Origin of the sequence: Mycoplasma sp. 1578d, from assembly GCF_024582695.1 — a bacterium.
In the GTDB taxonomy this organism is placed as follows: domain Bacteria; phylum Bacillota_I; class Bacilli_A; order Mycoplasmatales; family Metamycoplasmataceae; genus Mycoplasmopsis.
Window position 1 is genome coordinate 374,525 of sequence record NZ_CP102081.1, and the last position, 19,768, is coordinate 394,292.

The window sequence follows — 19,768 nt, forward strand, 5'->3', positions numbered from 1 at the left end:
TGGGTTATAATATTTTACTATATAGTTATAGTATATATATATTGAGAAAATTTTATTATTTTTATCCCAAAAATTAATTTAAAATTATCTATACAAATTTGAGGAGTATTTTATGAGAAATTCCAAAAAAGCTATAACCATCCTAGGAATTAGTACTGGTATCGGAGCAGGAGCTGCGATTATTTCTGTGGGAACATTGCTATCTTTACACGATTCTTTTAAGGTCTTACCTAAACAAACTTATTTTTTTTCAGAGCTTCAAAAACAAGTCCTTAAAACCGAAAATGCACTAAAATCAGTTAAAGAAAAAAATAAAACAAGCCCAGAAATAAAACAACTTGCTTCTGAAGTCGATTTTGCTAATCAGCTTTTAGCTAATGAAAATTCATCAATTGCATTAATGATTGAACAGAGAAATAAGCTCAAGCAATTGACTCCTAAAGCAATGTTAAGTGTTACTGATGACGCTATTGAAGTAAAGAATTTAATTAATGAATATTACTCTTTAGTTAAAGATGTTGATTTTCAAAGTACTATTAAATCCGCCAAAGATAAAGTGATTAATTCGATTTCTTCGTCTGAGAGCAAATCTTCAGCTTTAAAGAATTTTTATAGTGTTATTGACCCTTTAATTGAGCGTCAAAATCAATTTTCATTTGAATTGGAAACCAAAATTTGAACTAATCATGAACAATTAGTAAGAAATAATTCCAATTTATTTAGTGCACAAGAAAAAAGCGCACTTCTTTCAACTATTGATCAAATTTTAAACTTGTTAGCTCAACCAGAATATTCTAAAGACGCAGTACTCGAGTACGAAAAAGTTTATGATGAAATGATTACCAAACTCAGAGTTAACAAGACACAAGAAAATCAAAATTTAAATAATTTTTTAAAGAATGTTATTCGTGTCCGGAACGAAGTTAATAACTTAGATATTGAAAATTCTCTCAAAAACAACTTTTTACAACGAATTGAAGATTATAAAAATACTGCTCTAAATGCTTCACCAACACTAGCAGTCACTAAAGCTCAAGAAATAGAATATTTAAATACTTTAGTTAACAATCAACTTGATACATTAATTCAAGAAACACCAGATACAGATAAATTATTACAAACTCTTTCGCAGAATTTAAACAATTTAAAATCAATTAGCACTAATCCAAAAATTCAATTACTTGTGCAAGTGCAAATTGATAATATTTTGAAAAATCCTAAAGAAACACCAAATGATATTTTAAATAGTATTGCTCAAACCAGCAATTTAGAAACCAGTGTTAAAAATATCTCCAATTTAATCAATACTATTCAAAGTAACATTAAAAAATATGTAGATGAAAAAAATCTTTCACAAATAGATGCTCAAAAATTCAATACACAATTAAACGATATTGTTGAATCAAAACTTAATAATGTTAATGAATATTTAGAAAAACTTAATGATCTTCATAATAACATTTACGATAACGTATTGTTAGCTTCAGTGTTTAAAAATTCTCTGTCAAAATTAAATAATCAAATTTTAGAATCTCAAAATAAGGGAAGAGATGTTAATAAGAATGTCTTAGCTAGAATGTCTTCTCAAATATTGTCATTGTTAAATGGCAATGTTTCGGTTAAAGAGCTTAACGATGCTTTAAGAATTCAAAGCAATCTTTTAAGAGAAATTAATCGGAAAGAGTTAAAAAGTTGATTTGATTTATCACAAGCGTTCCTTAATGGTGAAGGTGTTATTTCATCAGACATTAGAGATCGTTTAGAGTTTTTAAATTCAAAAGCAATAGAATTAATTCCACAAGACTCTACTGCCATTCGTGAGGAATTGCAAAATTTAATCGAACAATATCGTACTGAAATTGAAAAAGCCAATATTAGCGATGGACTTTCGAATGTTTTGTCAAAATTCAAAATAACTAAAGATGATCTCTTTAGTATATTTGATGCTAAAGACGGAAAAATTGATTCTTCTTTTGGACAAAAACTTTTTGAGCAAGCTCAAGAACTCAAAAAGCAAGCTGAAATTACTGCTCAAAATCCGAATCTTAATGCATTTCAAAAAGAAAAAAGATTTAACGAAATTCAGCAACAACTTACTAATTTAACTAATAACGCCCAGAACTTTAAAGATCTTGAACATTCAGTTGCACTTGGTGAACAAACTATTTTTTCATCAAACGGAAAACGGGCTGAACAAGCGTATTTACAAGCTCAAGCATTAAAAATTAATCAAGTTAAAGCAGATATTCTTTCAGCTTTGAACCAAGCAAGTACTGCAAACAATGTTTCTGATTTAGTCGATCAAATGAACGATGCTATTAAAGAATACAAAGAAAAACAAGCTGAGTATCAAAGTGGACAAGCACTTAAAGATAATTTCCAAAGAATTAAAGATGTTTTTGCTCCTTATGCACTTAACGGAGTCCCAACTCCAGTGCAAAAAGCATTAACTGATAAACTCACTGATTATCAAAACGAACTTTCAAATACAAATTTAAATAGCGAACAAAGAGCTGCAATTAATGAGAAAATTGCTAATTTAATGAATGTAGTTGAATCTGCTAAAGAACTTGAAGTGAGAAATAATAATCTTAAAACTTTAATAGCCGATACTGAAAGTGCTGATTATGGAACTTTTACTCCAAAACAACAATTCACTAAAGCAAAAGATTTAAACCAATCAACTGATCAATTTATTAATACACTTTTTAAGCCTGATTTTGATAAAGATCAAATTAACGCTCATACACAAGCGCTTTCGGACGAATCGAATCAACTTTCACTTGCAATTTCTGTAGCCTTATTGCGCAAAACCAATAATGAAATTCTTAAAAATAAAATCACAAATACTAATTTTAAGAATGTTAGTCCTTATAATAAAATTAACGATTCAATCGATAGTATTAACACTCAAACTGAAAACTTAATTGGTGATCCACAAAAAACTCAAGCTCAAATTGATAATTTAGAAAGTAGCATTAAAAAATACTTAAAATTAGCCCAATCACTAAAAGCAAGTGCCGAAAAATTACAAAATATTAATCAAAACGATAATCCAATAACTTATAAAGCTTTATTAGATTCGATTATTGATAAACCACAAGGCGGGACTTTAAACGAGCCAAACAATAGTTTGATTAATTTTGGAGATTCGGTTTCAGTAATTAATTTTAAAACTCGAATTTTAAATGATGAACTTAGCAAGTCTACAACTCGTTTACAAGCCGAAAATAATATTAAACAACTTGAAATGGTTTATAACACTACTAACAAAAATCAAGCAATTTTTGATGATGCAATCACTACTTTTAATGCAAAAATTGCTGATTACAAGATTAAATTGGCTGAATTTTATGCTTCTGCTTCAAGTCTAGCAACCCTAAATGATGATATTGTTTTTTCTAAGAATCGTGAACAAGCAATTCGAAACGGCATTCAAAAGGAATGAGATGATGCAATTGCACTAAAAACAAAATTAAAAAATGAATATGACCAGCGTAAAAAAGCCGACCATTTAAATAGTTCAACAAATACTGATGCTGTATTTAGTCAATTTGATACTTTGAAAGAGGCTCAAGATGCCAATGGAAAGAAAACCACTTTAACCAAACAATTATTATCTCAATTAGATTTACTTCCGCTTGCTTATACTAAGGATTCATTCTTACAAACTGCAAAAGAATTAAATAATAAATTCAATGCGTTTAATAATTATGATCAATCAATCAAAACTAATTATAGTGACAAATGAAAAACGATTATCACAAATTGAAATACTGCAATTCAAAACACTGTTTCTAATTATAATGACTCATCAGACTTGGTAAAGATCAAGCGAGATTATGCTAAAATTTCATCTTTAAGTTCGTTAATCAATCAATTACAAACTATTTTTGATTATTTGAATACTCCATCTAAATCTACTCCATCTGAAAAGAATATTCAAGTTCTAACTACTCAACATCCAAATAATAGTTTATTTGCTAAACTCAACGATACTAATGCTTATACTAATGCTGATGATCACTTCTTTTACACAAAAACTCCAGATAGTATTATTGGATTAAGAAATGAATTTCGTGATTTATACTTTGACACTGTTTCGCTTGAAGATGCTAAGGCTTCAGAATTAAACAAAATTAAAAATTACAAAACCGAAGTAGATAATAAACTTACAATGCTTGCTAATATTGATTCAGAACTGAAAACTCAACTTGATAATAAACTAAATGATTTGATGAATCGTACCAATGCCGTGACTATGAAACAAGCACTTATTGACATTGATAATGAGCTTAGTTCAATCCAATTCAAAGAAGAAAATCTCAAACAGCTTGCTATTGTCACAAAAAGAGCTAAGGATTTAGTAACTAATAAAACCAAAGCAGCACAAAGCTCAACAGGAAAACAATCAATTCTCACTCAAATTACTAATATCTACAACACTTATATGAGTGATTATTTAGCTATAAGTCCAGTTGATTTAATTGCTAAAGATCGTGATCTTGAAGATCAAATTAGTTTGTTCAATAAGTTTGAGCAAGTATACCAATCAGTTCAAAATAAAAAATCAAGCATTCCAAACACATATCCAGACGGTACTGGAGCTCACGGTACTGGTCAAGAAGCCAAAACCAAAATGCAAGCATATTATGATCATTTAACAAGCTTGCTTGATGCAGGATCTGTTACTCAAAGCAAATTGTTTAATGTGCAAAATACTCTGACTTCACTTGATAAGTTAATTGCTCTGCAAAATGAAAAAATTACAACTCAAAATCAAGTATTAAGCACTACTGATTATAATAATTTTGAGTATAAAACTGGAACTAATTATAATTATGGATTTGAAAATGATGCTAAGAAACTCGCCGATACTATTTTAGAAAATATTCCAACTACAAGTTCAACTGCCACTGAAATTGATACTACTTTATATCCAAATTTACTTAATTCGTTCTCAGATGTGCGTGATTTATATCTAGCTCGTAAAAATGGTCTTGATCTAATTTATAAATCAACAGCCCCAGACAAAGGAACCAAGGTCAAACAAGTTGATCAATTAAACACCCAAGGAACTACTACCCTTGATTTACAATATCAGACATTAAAAACTAAAGCAGACGAATTCTTTCACACTCAAGCTCAAGCAATTGCAAATGCAACTAATCGTGGAGAAATTGATAATGCAATTATCAACGTAGTTGAAAGCGATGTTTTCTTTGAAAAATACAAACATATTGCGCAGTTAATTAAAAAAGCTAATGATGTGAAAAATAGTATGAATAGTGGTTCAAGTACCAATATTGCTAATGATAGTAATGTCCAAGCTTCATTGAATAAACTGCAAACCGAAATTACTAAAGGAGAAGGTTACTTCTATAGTGAAAAAAGTAATGCTAATTTAGATAGTAATATCTTTTTCTTAGACACATATACTAAGAGATTGCAATTAGCTCAACAAGCTGCTCAAGAATTAGCTAAATTAAATAGCTTTAACTCTACTCCTGGAAACGCAGAATATTTAACTAATAATGCTAAAAACCCATTAAAAAACATTATCAATAGCATTTTTACTGATTTAAATAATAATCCTTCGCTAGAAACTGAAGATAACTATAATATTTTAAAAGAAAAGTATCTCACTGGTTCATCGAATAACTCATACAATATTGCTTTTATCAATTCAAAAATTCTTCAAGCTAATATTTATAAAGCTCAAACATATTTAGACAAATATAATTCACAAATTAATAATCCAAATTATGAGCCACAAAATATTAAAGATCTTTATACTCAATTACAAACTAAAATAAATGAAGCAACAAGCGCACTAGAAAATAACACTCATAACGAAGAAGATAAGTTGCGTCTTGCTTCAGAGTTATACAATTCAAATAGTGGAATTTTAGATTTAATTTTAAAAGCCGAAACCGCTAAAGCAAAAGCAGTTTTTGCTAAAAACTCAGAATTAAATAAATATTTAAATAGCCATTATACAAATCCAAATGCCACTCCTAAAGAAAATGATTATGAACAAATAGCTTTAGATGCAATTAAAAACATTGATATTGCAACTGCTGATAAGTTATTTACTTTCAATTCAACTCTTACAAGCGCAGTTGAAAAATACAAAGAACAAAGGTTGCTTACTTTCAAATGAGAAGCTAATCGTTACAACTCATACAAATCTAAGTTTGAACAATTTTACAATTTCCTCAATGCTTCTCAAACTCAAGGAGCAACTAAAGAATTTATTTTAAAAGTAACCGGTATTACCCAAGACGAATTAAATCAATTCGCTAGTGCAGCATTACTAACAGCATCAGATACAACTCACACTAATGCATCAACTTATGCACAAAAACTAAATGAAAGTGATGCTGACATTAAAACCTGATTAGATACATTTACAAACAATGATGTTATTGAAGTTTTATCAAATGTTGCTAGCGAGTTCTTTGATTATTATCAAAATTTAATTTCAATTAAATCAATTCCTTCAATTTTACTTTCGATTAGTAATCTAAAAAGAATTGATGAACAGTTAATTGATGATAATTCAGTTGAAAATGCTCGTTTCACTTTAATTCAAACTAATTCAATAACTAATGATTTGACCAATCGAATTAATAATTTTCTTACTGAAATGAATTCAATAACTAATAATAGTTCAAGTGATATTCGAAACGAAAATGATGAATCGAATATTATGTTTAATCAAGCGACAACAACCGCTATTACAACATCTAGAGACACATACTTTAATACCTACAAACAAATTGTTTTAACTTTGGCAAAAGCTAAAGAAAAACTTGAGCAAATTGTTTTTGGAACCAGTGATACTGACCCAAATACTCTTCAAAAAGCAATTGCTAAGTTCATTGAAGGAATTACCGGATTTGATGGAAGATCACAAATTAGCAATTTACTTAAATTCTTTGCTAGTGCTGATCAGATTTCTCCAAATTTAGCTTCAAATAATGATAAATTTAGTGATCTTAAAAATGAATATGCTAAAATCTCAAGCTTGTCAGTTCAAAGTGAACATCAAGTTGAAAACTTACAAAAAGCAAGTTCTACTGATTTTGATATTTACAGTGCAATTACCAATGGATTTAGCACTGCATTATCATTATTTAAATGAATGGCTAATCCCGATAATACTAACTTGTTTTTTAATTATTTATTCAAAACCGAAAATGGTAAATTAAACTACGAAAACATCACCCCCAAAGATTCTACTTCGCTTGAGACATTTGATAATTTATTAAATGGCAATCAAATTACCGAACAGAACATTAGTATTGACAATACCAATTTCAAAGCCAAAAAACTTAACGATCAATTTGATGCTACAGGAGCAGGATTAATTGGCAATTTATTTAATACTTTTAATATTTTAAAAGGATCAGCATCTATCTTTAATACCAGCAATGTTGAAGTTTTTGTCTATAAATCAACCGATCCTAATGCTCAATATCTTAGATCGCGTTTAACATCAGATCCTTCAATAAAACGTGGATTTGTTAATCTTTACTTTAAATTTCATAAACCAGCTGCTCTAACCGAAAATACTAGTGCATTTGGAAATGTCAATGAATTTGGTATCAAGTTTGAAAATGTGGGAATTAATTTTAAAACTTTAGATCAATTTGTTATTAGCAAAGCAAATATTCAAAACACAACAACATTACAACAAACATTATTTACCGCAGAACAAGCCGGATGAAACAATGTGCAAGCCCCATCTAAATTCTTAGGAGCATTCAGTAAATATTCAACTGTGCAAGCCCTTGCTCAAAATCTAGATTACTTTACCGAAAATGTTAACGAAGATATTAACGCTGCTCCTTCAAGTACTACAAACTCGTCTAGAAACTTTAGAGTTAAGGTTAAACTGACTTCTGCATATAAAGGATATACACAAGCTGGAAATACTATTTTTTGAAAAACCCTTAACCCTAACTTAGCTTCGGATACTGGAATTGAATATCAAAATAATCCTAATTATTGAGAAGGGATTGTCACTCAAGCTCAAAATACTTCTCTTGGATGAAAAAATAATTATCAATATCAATACAATAGCACTACTGATGCAGGTAAGAACTTGTTATTCTTGCCTCTAGTAATTGGAATTCCAGTATTTGATACAACAAATAATAATGATGCTGGTTTGATGGTTATTTCATGACAAATTCTCAACCGTTTTGACAAAAACAAAACCACCAGTGTCCAAAATATTTCGCTTGGTAATTCTGACGTTATTCGTCATGTCTTCTTCTTTAAACGGACAATAGCTGGTAAAGCAACAGGTGCTCCAACAGAAGGACTTCCACAATTCTATGATTATGTAATGAAGAAACTTAAAATCAGAGACGTGCTTGCCTTTACTTTTGATAATTTAAAACCTTCAAAATTATGAGATGCTGATCAATATGTACAAAGAGATGTTGCTAAATCAGGAAAAGGTGGAGTTGGATATACAGATTTTGAAAATGCTATTGGTGCAAATGGAAGATTTGATGTTCAATTCAAATTACACTAATTAAGGAGGAATTTTATGCTTAAAAATAAAAATATTAAAAAAGCTTTTGTATTAGTTCCGACCACTGCAGCTACACTTGCTATTGGTTTAGGTGCTACTCTATCTTTAATTCATTCAAAAGAAGCTGTCAATACTTCGACTGTATACGGAAACTTTTTGCAAGGCGAGAATTTATTTAAACTTTATTCTCCATATTTTCAAGGTTTCGATCAACACGATCAAGTATTAAACATCTATCGCTCAGCTAAGGCTGATTGACAATCCAAAGATAAAAAACTCCAAGATAAATTAGTGTCACTTGACAAGGCACAAGCAGCAGCTTTTGATTTTTACATTAACCACATTAACCAAATTCCTTTCAAAGACCAAGAAGCTCTTATTTTTTGAAATAAAGTTTTAACTAATCAAGAGGATCGGATTCGTGAACTCGATCTCAAAGATCAACTAACTCAACTTAAAGATGATCAATCAATTAAGTTTTTAGACGATTTATTTACCGCTAACGAAGCTCAAAAAAAAGAGTATTTAAAAAACCTTTCTCAAGGAATTTCTAAATTAGTTGTTGTCCAAAATAACGATTTAATGCCATATATTCAACTTTTAGAAACAACGGCTAACAAAATTGATAATCTTCCTTTCCAAGGACTTAAAAAAGATGTTACTTCTTCATTAACTCCACTATATTCGAGAATTATTAGTGCTAATATCCGTTTAAACGAAATACAAATTGCATCACAAGATACTAAAAATGAACTTGATAAACTTAAACAAGTTCTTGATGATTCGCAAACTGAAATTAATGAGATTAACGAGTATTTAAAACAAATTGAACCATATGTACATAATACTGCTTATTCAGCTAGTGAACAAGCAAATGTACAAAAGTTTCTTGATTCAACTAAAATTAATTTAGATATTGCACTTAACAAAGCTGATATTAATCAAATTCACAACAGTGTAGTAACTTTTTATCAACAAATTTCAGATACACAAAAAACTACAACTGAAATTAAACAAGTAATTAAAGATTTAACCACTTATGTTAATGCCTTTGATCCGATTTTAAGATTTAACCAAGAAATGGTTAATTCGCTCATCGATCAGACACTTTTAATTAACAATAAAAAAGAGCTTATTTCAGCCAAAAGCAATCTTTTTAGTGTCTTTTATGCTCTTAAATTTTCAAACCAATTGATTACTGAACTAAAAAGCAAAATTAAATCAGCTTTGGATAATAACATTATTACTCAGAAACGTTCAACCATTTTAAATTCACAAATTGATGCTATTGTCAATCAACATTTATCGGCTCAAGAATTAGCAAATCAAATTTTTGCATTTTATAATGTTGAAGACAAAGAACTTGAAACACTTACTTATCTCAATAATGAGCTCAAGCTCATCCAAACACAAATATCTGAAGTTAAAAGATTTAAATTCACTAGCAAAGATATTGCTGGGCAATTAACCGAGTTAAACAATCAAGTGATTAAAACATATTCAAACGATGTTACTTCGTCCTTTTTAACAACAGTTAAAAATCAACTTAATGAAATTCTTAGAAATATTTTAAAAAGTGATTTAAAACAATTAATTGATTTATTGAATAAAGAAATCAAAAAGATCAATAATTTAAATGAGCCCATTAATAAAAATATTGTAAATGAAGCCCAAAAACTCAATGCTGAAACTAGCATAATGGTCCAAGATTTTAATCCAATCCCCTCGGCTCGTTTGATTGAACAAATTAAAACTTATGATATTAAGCTTCAAAACCTAATTAATGCTGACAAGCAAACTCAAGTTGAAAATTTTTCAAATTTTACTGATCATTATATGAAAACTGTATTTTCAAATAATGATGATACTTACCATCCAACACAAAACGAAAAAAAACGGATCGACTTATATGATCAATATAAAAAACAACTTGATGATCTCCGTGCACAAATAAACGATGGAAATGGTGATCCAAAGTTAGCACAAGATATTGAAACTATTTCTGGTAAACTACGTAATTTAACTAATACCGGGAATGATTTTAGACAACTTTCTAACCTTGACAAACAAGCACAGCAAGACACATTCGAAAAAACTCATGGACCAAACTCACTAGCTCTCGAACCTTATATTAACGCTGTAAATCAAGCCCGAGAAGAAGTGGAACAATTATTTAGTAATCCTGATGCTACATTAGAACAAATCCAAAATGCTAAAGATAGTTTGCAAAAAGCACTTGATGAACTTAATCATGCTGATAGTAAAATCTTGCTTGAACAAAAGCTTGCTCAACTCAAAAATACTATTGATCAACAGTATACTAGCGAACCAAATTTATCTGGATCTTTAGCTCTGTTAAAACAATACAATGATTTGCTTTTAGCTTCGCAAGCCCCATCAAATCAAGCTAAAAGCAATGAGATTATTAGTAAAGCAAATAAATTAATTGAACTCACCCCCCAATTATATGAAGCTGAGATTAATAAAAAACGTTTGCTTGATATTATCGGAGATAAAAACTCAGGCAAATACACTAATGATAAAACAATTGATGCTATTGGTAGGGGAAATCTTGAAATTATTAGCATTGATCGATTAATAGATCAATTAAATAACCCAGATAACATTCCAAACCTTGCTTCGTTTGAAAATGCTAAAACTGAATTACTTGAACGAGGGAATGAAATTTTACTCGCTTATGAGCAAGATAAAATCAATCTAATCAATCAAGCAATTCAAAAAACTAAAAATAGCAATAATGGCGGAGCAAATGATGCTTATGCTATTTCACTAAAAAAAGTTGATAATTATGCAACCATACAAAAATCACAACTTAACCTAGAACATGCTCAAGAATCTGGTGAAAAAATGGAATTATTCCAAGAACTTGCAAATGTTTCAGCCAAATTACTCGAGTCATATAATTTATATAATAATGGCTCAACAGTCACATTATCTGATTACATTTCAAGCGTTTTAACTACCAATGATCTTTCGGTGGGTGATACTAATCAACAAATTAAAGATAAAACTAATGCTTTAAATAAAGCACAATCTATAATTCTAGCTAAAAAAGAATTTTTAGATGTTTATGAACAATTAAAACTTGTCCTTGATCATAACAAAGAGTGAAAAATTTATCAACCTTTACGTAGCGAAATTAATCTCATTTTACAACAAACAAATGCCATTATTTTTAATAATGATTTAACTGTTGAACAAATCCAAGCCAAAAAAGCAGAATTTGCTGCCTTAATTAAGGTATATAAAACTCGAAAAGATAATTTACTAAATGAGTTTAATCAAGCTATTACATCAGTTAATGCAAAACAAGATGAGTTTGATGCTGATATTGCTACTCAAGTAGGTCACCATTCAAATTATAGTTTTGATCATTACTATGCACGAGCAAAACAAGATTACGCAAATGCACAAACCCCAGCCCAAAAAACCAATGTTGATACACAAGATATTAAAGATTTTGCTGTAAAACTAGAAATTGGATTTTTAAAAGATCAAGCCTTAAATAAACTTAAAGATATTGAAACAAGTGCTAAATCAGCTCAATTTGGATCTTCGAACTTACATACTAAGGTCAAAAGTGGATGAACTAGCTTTGATAATAGTGTGAAAAATACTCTAGATATTGATAATTTAACTTTAGAGCAAGTAAAAGACATTAACAACAAAGTTAATCGCTATTCAGATTTATTTAATTTAGAAAAACGTGTGGCTGACTATGTATCCAAGACCCAGAGTCGGGTAAATGCTCCAACGCTTTCAATTGAACAGCTCAAACAAGCGCTTGAAAGCACTCTCCCAATTGCTTCAGATAATTATGATGAAATTAATAATAAATACGAACAACTTAATACTGTTTATATTAAAGAAGCTGAAATTCAAGAAATTAGAGAAAACATTGTTTTCCAACTTGAAAATAATGACATTACTTTAGGTGCTCAAGGAATATCTGGTAATCTTACTAATGCACTAGGTGCAACATATGATTCAGATGTAACAGTGAGATTAAGAAATTGATCTGATAATATCAAAACTTCAGCTAATACTAGCACATCAAGAGATGTATTAGCCAATCTGTTGAAACAAGTTCAACGTGTCCGTGATGAAGTGCCAGCAATTGCTACACTGGCTAAAAGTGTGGCCAGAGCTAGAAATATCCTTGATGGATTAAATAATAATAGTTCAAATCTAGTTAGTTCATACGCTCAAAAACTTAATGCATTTATCACTCAAGCTAAAAGCAACTACTTTAAAGAAACAGTTGATCAAGGAAAAGCTAATAATGTTGATTTTTACAATGATTTAAGTAATAAAATAAACTTTACTAATCAAAAACTCACTGCTTCAGATATGCTTGCAACTAAGTTAGATGATATTGAGACTATTATCAATAATTCTGACTTTAACTTAAGAAGTTTAAATGGTCAAGTCGGACTAACTAAACTCCAAGACTTCCAAAACTATCTTAATTCATTTGAAATCGCTGCTCAAAATGACGAATATAATCAAGGTGCTGTTGATAAAATTAACGCACTAATTACTAAAGCAAATTCATTTAAAAGTATCATTGATATTGATAGAGAAACATTGCAATATGGAAATACTTTAGCTCAAACTAACTCACCAACAGCTACTTTAGATCTTGAATCAACTTTAGCATTAGTATGAGATAGTCTTCCAAGTGCAAATCAAAACCCAAATTCTTCACTTGGTAAACAAGCAGGTAATAATTATAATGTCAATGATCTGTTTGATTTAAGTTCGCCTAATGCATTAAACGCTCAAGCATATAATGCATTGGCTGAAAAGATTGTTACCGAAATTAGTGTTCAAAAAGATGCAATTCAAAACAAAAATATTTATCGTAAAGCAACAAATACTAAAATTACAAATCTTGAGCAACATCATTTTACAGCACTTGTACATAATGATTTAAGAAATGCATTACTTGGATTATTGAATAGTTTAGATCAAGAAAATAATAACGCAAGAACATTAAGTATTACTCCAGATGAAACCGGAGAACTCAATATAGTTCGGGCAAAAGTGGAAACTATTGAAACCCATCTTACTGAATTGAAAAATTTAGCCCAAAAAGCTTATGAATTATCTAATTTTAACAATACAGTTATCAGTAATTTACCATTAATCACTAGTTCAAAAAACCAAACAACACAATTACTTCAAAAAGCTGAAAGTTATTACAATAGCATTGATAAAATGAAACTAACTGGGAACGATTCAATTCAAAGTGTTACCCAGGAACTTGAACAGCAACAGTTTAAATTAAGATTATTATCAACATATGAGCAAGTGTTTAATGCGTATAATGACGAGCTAAGTTTATCAATGCCAGCTAAAAACGTAATTAAAGCTAAATTAGATGCTTTTGTTACTGAGTATAACAATAACACTTTAACCCCAAATCAATTATTTGACAAATATTTTAGAAAAGTAACTGAACTGCAACCTAATGAACCAGCTAGTGCTAAAAATTCGCTGATTAAATATGCTTTAGATAATGCTGTTAATTTACAAAAAGCTTACAATAATGCAATTAGTTATCTCGCACTAAAGGACCCAAGTTTAGATAGTGTCGATGTACAAAGTAAATTCACACAAATTACCAATTTAATTAACGGTGCAAACGGTGTTATGAATACACTTAACGCAATGAATAATGATGAACAAATCAAGATTAATTTATTCAATAATATCAATACTAATATTGAACAATTAATCAACAATAAAAAAGCTCAAATCCAGCAACAATTGGATGAAAATAATCAAATCAAAACTTTCTTTGATTCAGTTAAAAACAACTTTTCAAATAATAATAACAACGCTCCTACCTATGTGGACGGATTTGAACAAAAAGGGATTACTGATCTCACTAATGCAAATAGCAATAAAGTTAATTTATCGTATTCACAAGTTAATGTGTATTTAACAAATGCTAAAGCTGTAGCAAACCTACAAATTTTTGATTTATATACTAAAGCAATCAATGTGGTTGAAAATATTAAAAATGAAGTACTTCAATACTACAATGACTTTGATGCAACTAAAACCGCTGTTCGTTCTGGCTCGCAAGTCGATGCCATGAAATACGCACCAATTTTGACCCTTAAAAATCAAATTGATAGTGCTTTAAATGCTAATTTTAATGTGGTTGAAAATTATGTGTCCAAAATTAATAGCTTAGTTGCTATTATTAATGGAAATCACAATCAAGTTATTGAGCAATTTGTTAATACAATTAAGATGGAATTTGCTCAAAAATTCAATCCAAAGCCAACAACAAATGGTTCGACTGATAAACCTGGCTTTTATGTTAAATTTAAAGAAAAATTAGACATGCTCAAGCAAAACGTTGCAGGGCAAAACGTTAATTTATTTAAATACAATCAGATAGAAAGCATTGAAAACCAATACGACGCCTTTATTAATGAATTCGAATCTTTAAATCAAATTTATTCTTCGATTCAAACTAAAAAAGATTCAGGATCTCTATCGAGCTTTGCTACTTCACTTGATAAACTCAATCAAAACTTTATTGAGTTAGAACAAAATGTTAAAAATGCTGCCAATGTGGCATTGAATAAAAATCCACTCGAAGCAGTTTTTGCAGATGTTTTTGAAAACATTCGTTACTCAGATACTTCAAAGTATACTAGTGATATTAAAAACACGTTTCAAACTTTTAAAGCTTCAATTGTTTCAAAAATCAATAATGTTCACACTGAACCTAACTTTAATTTTTCAACCCTTAACAAAGATAGCAATGCAGATGAAGATTTATCAAATTTACTAAAAGCTTTAACTGAATATAAAGATTGAATTAAACAACCCCAAAACAAAAACAAACTTCTTACTCAATTGGATGATAATCCAAATCAAACTAATAATTTTGCCCCAATTGAAGCAGGGTTAGATGGAAACTTTGATAAAAAATACAAAGTTATTATCACTAATCAAGAATATACTCGCACTAAGTTTGTTAATAACTTTGAAAATATTGTTAATAACGATCCTAATGCAAATACCACTCAATTAGTAGAAATTAGTAATAATGATGCATTTTTAGCAATGTTTAATCAATTTGCTTTTACTAAAAAAGATGTTACTAGTGATACTCAATTAAAATCAATTTACTCACCAATTAAATTTAAAGTGTACATTAAAAAGTACAACACCAATGGTTGATTTGATTTAGTTGCACCAGTACAACCTGAAGTTGATCGTCAATCTTTACGTGCTAAAATTGTGTATTCATACGAATCGGACATTACTGATATTGGTGAATTGAAAATAGAAAAAGATGTTGTGTTAACTTTTAAAACCCTTGACACCATTGAAATTCTACCTGGAACTTCAAGTGTATTTATTAACAACAATTCACAGGTTGGTTTAAACGCTAAATATGAAGCAATTGATGTTGATGAAGCTGGATGAAATATTCCACAAGTCACCAGTACAACCGCTCCTAATGCTACAACCGTAAAAAATGAAGTTATTACTAAAGTGTATAACAAAATGAAAGCAGCTATTTTTGATCTAAATAATTCTAACTCAACTATAGCAAACTCAACAAGTCCGATTACGCCAAAAACTCAATATTTAAACACTCTTAGAACAGCCACTGATCCTGATCATGTTAACTTAAACTACATTCATTCAGGAAATACTACTAGATTAAGTGCAAATATTGACGCTACTAACCGCAATACTTCTACTCGATATGGATTTGATATTGAAAATCAAAGTATCATACCGATTACTTATGCTCTTTCGTTAAGTACTAATAAACAAGACGAGCGATTACTAATTATTCCTCAAGATAGTGAAAAAGGATTTTCGTTCATGCAAATTCAAGGTGGTCGCATTACTGGGACACCAACTAATGGGAATCTTTCGGGTAGAGGTGCTCCTGGAACTTATGATAGTAAACTCAATAAAGTCGCTAATGGTGGAAACAATATTTATAATAGATCAAATGATTGATGAAATGCCACTGTATTCCCTACTGGATTTAACATTAATTTATATGAATTTAATATCGATTATGATCCAGTATTGAGAAAAGTTTATTTATATGTTTCATGATTAGAAAATGTCTTATATCCTATTAATAAAGTCTCAGTGAAATCTTGAGTTGATAAGTATAAAACTAAACCAGAACTCAAACAAGCTGACAAAGACTTTTTAACTCAATTATCAAATAATTTTGGGTCTGTACCAGCAACATACACTCCAACTCCTGGAGAATTATCAAGAACTTTTGAGATCTTTGCATTATACGACAATATTCTATTTAAAAAACAAGGAATAGCTAATTGATTAGCAGTTTCGGTTGCAACAGCTCTTGGTGGAGCACCAATATTTCCACTTACTGGTGGACAAAACATTATTTACCGAACTTCAGCTAATGATCCAAAAACCGCTACTTTAAGAGTTGCTCCTACACAAGATTATCAAAATATAGATCGAAATACACAACTTGAAAAAGGTTCAGCTCTTGTCACTCTTTATTCAGCCTTAATTAACAAATTCTGATTTAAAATTCGTTAATTAAATAACAATAAAAAAACATTAATCCACACTTAAAGGGATTAATGTTTTTAATATTAAACAAAATTTGTTTATAACTTTATTTTTGAATAAGTGATTAAATTTGGATTTGGATTATATTCACGCCCCTCTTTAGCTTCTAATTGACCATTTAAAATAACCGCATCAGCTGAAAAGGAATTGTTAATTTTAAAAATACTTTGACCAACACCATAATAATCTACTGGAACGTTTAGTTCTTCAAATTCCTGGATTTTTTGTGAATTAAACCCACTTGAAACTACTATTTTGTAATCATTCGCTCCGGCTTGATCCAACGCTTTTCTCAGACGAATAATTTGCTCAGGATTAACACCAAATTGTGGATTTTCATTATCAAACATATGGTCGACCATATTTTTAGAAGTATCAATTCGCACACCTCAAACTTTGTTTCCGAGAGCGTTTCACACTCTAAGCGAATCACTAATCACATCATTATTGTAATCTACTAAAGCAATTAATTTTGAATTTGGGAAGTGCTTGTGGTATGCTAATGTCGCCTGAACAACATCGCCCTGAAATCCTTGTATTAAAACATGGGGCATTGAACCAAATACTTGCTCATCATTTTGTATTTTTGAACTAATTTTTTGAGCTAATGTAGAAACTAATTTTACTCCACCCACTGATACTGCATAACCGTCAATTTCTTGATTGATATAATGATCAGCTCGATCCCCCATAAAAATAATCTCTTTATTTTTAGCAGCTTTTTTGCAATGATATATATTTGTTGCTAACGAAGTATTACGAGATAAAATTCCGTCAATTAAACCTTCTCAAATTCCGAATTCAGGATATGGGCCACTTAATTCAAGGACAACATCTAATTTATTAATTAGCGAACCTTCTGGAAGGTATTTAATCGTGTATTTGCTAGTATCAGTAACTTCTTCAAGTAATTTAATCACTTCATTCATTCCAGCTAAAAGTGCATCATCTTTTCGTTGGAAAAATTGCATGGTAACGATATTATTTGGACGTTCTTTTTGCAATATTGCTTTGGTTTTTGCAAAGTAACTTGCGATATATTTTTCTTTATTTAACATTGAAAACTCCTTGGAGTTTCCGACTATTTTGTTTCTTTATTCAGACTATACTGTCGGTTTAGGAATTCCACCTAATCGTGCTTAAAAAAGTACAAAGACTATTACTTCCGGTTTAGATTTTCACTAAGTCAGGAAACCTATTAATTTGTGTAATTATTATAAACTTTTTCCTTAATATATAAAAATTAACAATCTTTGCATATTAAGGATTTGATGAAGTAAAAATTGTAAACATGTTAAAATATTAAAGTAAATAAATAATATCTATTTATAAACATTTAAAGGATGAAAGATTATGATCAAAACACTTAATGATATTTCAGTATCGGGAAAAAAGGTAATAGTGAGAGTTGATTTAAATGTACCACTTAAAGATGGTGTGATTACTTCAATTAAAAGAATTCAAGCAGTGGTTCCAACCATTAAAAAACTTGTTTCAGAAAATGCCAAAGTAATTTTATTATCACACTTAGGAAGAGTTAAAACACAAGATGATTTACCAAAGCGTGATTTAACCCCTGTGGCTGTTGAATTAGCTAATCAATTAAATCAAACCATTACTTTTGTTAAAGCAACCCGTGGTGAAATAGTCGAAAAAACAATCAATGAAATGGGATTTGGGGAAGTAGTTTTACTTCAAAACACTCGTTATGAAGATTTAAACAACAAAGCCGAAAGCAAAAATGATCAAGAACTTGCAAAATATTGAGCCTCACTTGCTGATGTGTATGTTAATGATGCTTTTGGAACCTCACATCGTGCTCATGCTTCAAACGTGGGAATTAGCTCATACATTAAAGAATCAGCCATTGGTTATTTAGTTGAAAAAGAAATGCTTGCAATGCATAAAGCTATGGACAATCCAGAACATCCATATGTGGCAATAGTTGGAGGAGCTAAAGTTTCAGATAAAATTCAAGTTTTAGAAAATCTAACTAAAATTGCCGATAAAATGATTATTGGTGGAGGGATGGCTTACACCTTTAAAAAAGCTCAAGGATATTCTGTTGGTGATTCGTTGGTTGAAGATGATTTTATTGGTTTAGCTAAAGATTTCCTTAATAAATATTCAGATAAAGTAGTTTTACCACTTGATCATTTATGTACTCGTGAATTTGCTGATGTAGAACCTGTAATTCAAGGTTATGGAATTGAAGAAGGGTTTATGGGAATGGATATTGGTCCTAAATCAATTGAATTATTCAAAGAAGTACTTCAAGGAGCTAAAACTGTTGTATGAAATGGACCTGTTGGAGTAACTGAATTTGAACACTTTAAAACTGGAACTTTAGAAGTGTGCAAAATGATTGCTTCACTTGAAAATGTGTATTCAGTTGTTGGTGGTGGTGATTCTGTTGCTGCTGTTCAAAAACTTGGTATGGAAGATAAGTTCTCACATGTATCAACTGGTGGTGGAGCTATTTTAGAAATGCTCCAAGGACGTAAATTACCAGGGATTGAAGCAATTCAGAAAAAAACTTATTAATAAAGACATAAAATCTAAACTATTTAAACTTAGTTTAGATTTTTATTTATC

Annotated in this window: 4 protein-coding genes; 3 read left to right on the top strand and 1 reads right to left on the bottom strand. The window is 29.8% G+C overall.

The window, feature by feature from the left end; genetic code table 4:
* Window positions 1-112: 112 nt before the first annotated feature.
* The gene (locus NPA11_RS01590) at window positions 113-8,548 is read left to right on the top strand and encodes a hypothetical protein (protein WP_257043899.1); all 8,436 of its coding nucleotides are present in this window, start codon (window positions 113-115) and stop codon (window positions 8,546-8,548) included.
* Window positions 8,549-8,563: 15 nt separating this feature from the next.
* Entirely contained in the window at window positions 8,564-17,140 is an 8,577-nt protein-coding gene (locus NPA11_RS01595; protein ID WP_257043900.1) for a hypothetical protein, read from the top strand.
* Between the two features lie 71 nt (window positions 17,141-17,211).
* Here the strand turns inward: NPA11_RS01595 and NPA11_RS01600 are convergent, their stop codons facing one another.
* Window positions 17,212-18,231 (bottom strand): nicotinate phosphoribosyltransferase, encoded by a 1,020-nt coding sequence (locus NPA11_RS01600; RefSeq protein WP_373457098.1) that lies wholly within the window; start codon window positions 18,229-18,231, stop codon window positions 17,212-17,214.
* Window positions 18,232-18,526: 295 nt separating this feature from the next.
* Here NPA11_RS01600 and pgk point away from each other — a divergent pair, with 295 nt between their 5' ends.
* On the top strand, window positions 18,527-19,717 hold the full coding sequence (pgk, locus tag NPA11_RS01605) for a phosphoglycerate kinase (RefSeq protein WP_257043901.1): 1,191 nt from the start codon (window positions 18,527-18,529) through the stop codon (window positions 19,715-19,717).
* The last annotated feature ends 51 nt before the right edge of the window (window positions 19,718-19,768 follow it).